4 protein-coding genes are annotated in these 3,856 nt (G+C 37.3%); 2 read left to right on the forward strand and 2 right to left on the reverse strand.

All coding sequences use genetic code 11. The features are described 5' to 3' along the window. Nucleotides 1-94 precede the first annotated feature (94 nt). Entirely contained in the window at nt 95-907 is an 813-nt protein-coding gene (locus PLK24_RS09405) for an SAM hydrolase/SAM-dependent halogenase family protein (protein WP_324478510.1), read from the reverse strand. Between the two features lie 222 nt (nt 908-1,129). Continuing rightward, nucleotides 1,130-2,320: an MFS transporter gene (locus PLK24_RS09410; protein WP_324478512.1), complete on the reverse strand. Its 1,191-nt coding sequence runs from the start codon at nt 2,318-2,320 to the stop codon at nt 1,130-1,132. 186 nt (nt 2,321-2,506) lie between these two features. Here PLK24_RS09410 and PLK24_RS09415 point away from each other — a divergent pair, with 186 nt between their 5' ends. Both PLK24_RS09415 and greA read left to right on the forward strand, forming a co-directional pair. Next, entirely contained in the window at nt 2,507-3,058 is a 552-nt protein-coding gene (locus PLK24_RS09415) for a Gx transporter family protein (RefSeq protein ID WP_324478514.1), read from the forward strand. 279 nt (nt 3,059-3,337) lie between these two features. Further along, complete coding sequence (greA, locus tag PLK24_RS09420) at nt 3,338-3,853, forward strand: transcription elongation factor GreA (protein ID WP_324478516.1); 516 nt, start codon at nt 3,338-3,340, stop codon at nt 3,851-3,853. Nucleotides 3,854-3,856: the final 3 nt, after the last annotated feature.

Genomic DNA, 3,856 nt, shown 5'->3' on the forward strand with positions numbered 1-3,856 from the left:
ATACATTGTGCCCCTACAATTTTATATTCTTTGGTAGGGGCTTGATTTATCAAGCCCGTGGTTTTTCAGGTTAGATTTTTATATATGGATATTGTTATTTTATTTTTTTGTTGAGGATTGATATTTGGCTAATATCTTTATTATCAAGTAGAGCTTCCCTGGCATTTCCTTGGTTCACGGCTATTTCAACAAAACCCGAGCTATCGGTATGCACTAAAATCTGTCCTTTTTTAGACAATCCATATGCCTCAAAAAAAACCGCATCAAAAGAACGTCCATTAATGACAATGTTCAAAGGATCTCCGGGTTGTAGTTCAAAATTATTCAGCATTATTCCGGGAATATTCGTTTCTATGTTGCCAAAACGGTCACAAAAGGCGACTTCGCCGGTTATAGTGTGGTTATGAAGGTTGGGTTGATTGACTGTAAGCGTATGGAGGTCATTAACGACCGGTCCAAAATGTTCCAAGGGGACACCCATTGAGAGGCGAGCGCTCACAGGAGCAAAAATATCCCGACCATGAAAGGTGCTACTGGGATTTAAGCGAAAAAAGTAAGAAGGGTTCTGGAGAATGACTGTTTTTTTCGTGGGGTACTGTTCGATGAGGAGTGTAAAAGTCCCATTATCAGGACCAACCAAAAATGAACCATTGGCAAGCTCGACAGCAATTGGGAAGCGTTCCGTTCCTACTCCATAATCGACTACTGAACAAAAAATTGTTCCGGGAGGAAAATCAGGGAAAGTACGTTGAAGAATATACATGGCTTCACGGATATTGAAGGGTTCAATATCGTGAGTGATGTCGATGATTTCAACACCCGGGTTAATCTGTTTCATAACTGATTTAGCAATTCCTACGTAATAACTGGTCATTCCCCAATCGGTTAAAAAGGCGATGAAATGCATCTTTAGCCTCCATAATTCCAATCATTCTTATAAGAGTTGGTATGATTATTATATATTATCTGATAAATTTAGTGAGAAATGGGTTAAGAGTAGAATAATAATTTGGAATTTGAAGCTTTGAAAGTGTGAAAAACCATGAAAATACTTCTTTCTTTTATCAAGGGAGAAGGAGCAAATAGATCAGAGGGAGAAGGGACCTAACTGCAAAATAGCTGCTGATGTTTATAGAAATAAAATAAGAATTAAAGCCGAGATAAATGTCATTGATCCTCCAAAAAGAAAAGTTGCCGAAGGGCCAAAAGTACTCCAGAGTAATCCCCCGATTAAAGAAGCCGGGAAGAGACCAATTCCCAGTAAGGTTGCATGAAGACCAATAATAGTAGCTCTCCTTGAAGCAGGTGAAAGCTCAGAAACCAGTGCTTTGGCAACCCCTTCAGTCATACCGATATAGAAACCATAGAGAATCATGGCCGGGATAATAAAGGAAGGAGTAAAACCAATCACATAATAAGTAATACTATAAAGGAGAAACCCTCCAGCTAATATCCACTTTTGACCAATTTTGTCGGAAAGCCATCCTGCCGGATAAGAAACCACCATATATACAATATTAAAGAGCAGATAGAGAAGTATCACTTGAGCAGCGCTATACCCTAAATCAGGTTCAGTTGCTCTTAATAAGATGAATTGGTCGGAGGAATTTCCCAAAGTAAACAAAAAGGTGGCCAACAGGAAAACTTTTAACTTATGATCCAGTTTAAGAAGTGAACTCCAAGAAAGTGGAATATGAGTACTTTTTTCCCCACTTCCGGTTTCTATGGTCAAGAAAAGAACAACCACCCCTAAAGCTGCCGGTATCAAGCTGAGAAGAATAATGGAGCGGAAGGTGGGAATATAAAAAGCAGGATTTCCCGATTGCCGGGCAGCTTCTTGAATACGAAAGAGAAAGAAAAAGGTGATTAAGGTACCGATTACTGCACCCATGGAATCCATGGTGCGATGGAGTCCAAAAGCTTTTCCTTGATGATTCCCTTCAACTGATTCAGAAATCATGGCATCACGGGGAGCAGTACGAACTCCTTTCCCAAAACGATCTGAAAATCTTCCAGCAAATATAAAACTCCAATTACTGGCAAAATAAAATAGTACTTTTCCTATAACAGATAAGGAATACCCAGCAATTGCTAAAGGCTTTCTTTTGCCTATTCGGTCAGCAAAAGCCCCAGAAAACACTTTGAGAATCGATGCCGTTGACTCGGCAACACCTTCGATGATGCCGAGAATAGCCGGACTGCCTCCCAAGGCTTTTAAATAAAGAGCAATGATCGGGTAGATCATTTCTGAACTGATATCGGTCAAGAGTGAAGTTAAACCGGTAATAAGAATGTTTTTTCTTTTATTTTTTTTATCCATTTCAGTCTCACCATTGGTTTATAATATCTTTAGATTAAAGGCCTATATTTAATATTGTTGAAGCAAATGAAATAATAATTATATTCAGTATGTCTATTCTTATTATAAACCAAATATGACAGCTGTCATTCCCAAAGCAATCGGGAACTTTTTAAAATCATAGTTTTCGAAGATTTGAGATGAAACATGGACAATAACCGTTTAATTATTAAATCAAGTAAAATTAATCGATTAATATATATTGCGATTTTAGTAGCTATGGGAAGTGTTCTGCATGGATTGGAAGGCTTGATCCCGCTGCCTAACTTATTTATTCCTGGAGCGAAGTTAGGTTTTGCTAATATTGTTACCTTGATTGCTATGGTATTATTAGGTCAAAACGAGGCCTTGCTGGTCACCTTGTTGAGAGTTTTTTTAGGGGGATTAATTTCTGGAAACTTTCTCAATATTGGGTTTTTTCTAGCTTTAAGTGGTGGAATATTTGCTTGGTTAGGAATGAAGTTAATGAGCAAAGCCACCGAATCAGTTCTCATCATCAGTATGTTCGGAGCCCTTTTCCATAATATCGGCCAAATATTAGTCGCTTATCTATATATTCAAAGCATACATATTTTTTGGTATTTGCTATTATTGTTTCCCTTTGCTATTTTAGCCGGTTTTTTCACCGGATATCTTTCGTCTCTCATTATTCATTATGTAAGAAATTCCTCGGTTTCACTGAACAGAAATTATAAATAGGAGGAAAAATTACCGACCTAAGAAGTGATAATTCAAAATATTCATTCTTTCAATGTTGTCAGTGGAAAAACAAAATATGACAAAAGGAAAAAAATGACTTGAATCATAGTTAAGAAAAAAGTATAATTCATATTTCAATAATAAAGATATCCTTCCGCGAGAAAACAGCAGCAATGAACCTTCTAGAGCAAGATTATCTCCTTGGGGATAACTTGACAACCCGGTAACCTTTTTATATGGTATTTCGATAGCGGAAAACCTTTTCAGGAGGTTTAATTGATGGAGAAGAAAAAGTCAGATGAAAAGATTATTCTTACCAAAGAGGGATATGAGACCTTAGAAAAAGAGTTAAAGCATCTCAAAACAGTGAAGCGGAAAGAGGTAGCAGAAAAGATCAACCAAGCTTTAGCATTCGGTGATTTAAGTGAAAATGCTGAGTATGAAGAAGCTAAGAATGAGCAAGCTTTCATTGAAGGACGTATTTTGGTTTTGGAAGAAAAGCTGATGAAAGCGACAATCGTTGAAGAACAAAGTGGAGGAAACTCAGAGAAAATTCATTTAGGGGTTCGAGTGATGCTCGAAAATCTCAACAATGGAAAACAGATTGAGTATTCGATAGTCGACTCAGTTGGAGCCAATCCTTCTCTCCAAAAGATTTCTTTTGAGTCACCTCTGGCTCAAGCTCTTATTGGGAAAACCAAGGGAGATGAAATTGAATTAAAAGTACCTGCTGGAATGGTAAAATATCGAGTGATAGATATAAAGAAAAAGGAGGTTAATTCCATTTCATCATGAATG

The sequence above is a fragment of the Atribacter sp. genome (genome assembly GCF_035418125.1).
Taxonomy (GTDB): Bacteria; Atribacterota; Atribacteria; order Atribacterales; family Atribacteraceae; genus Atribacter; species Atribacter allofermentans.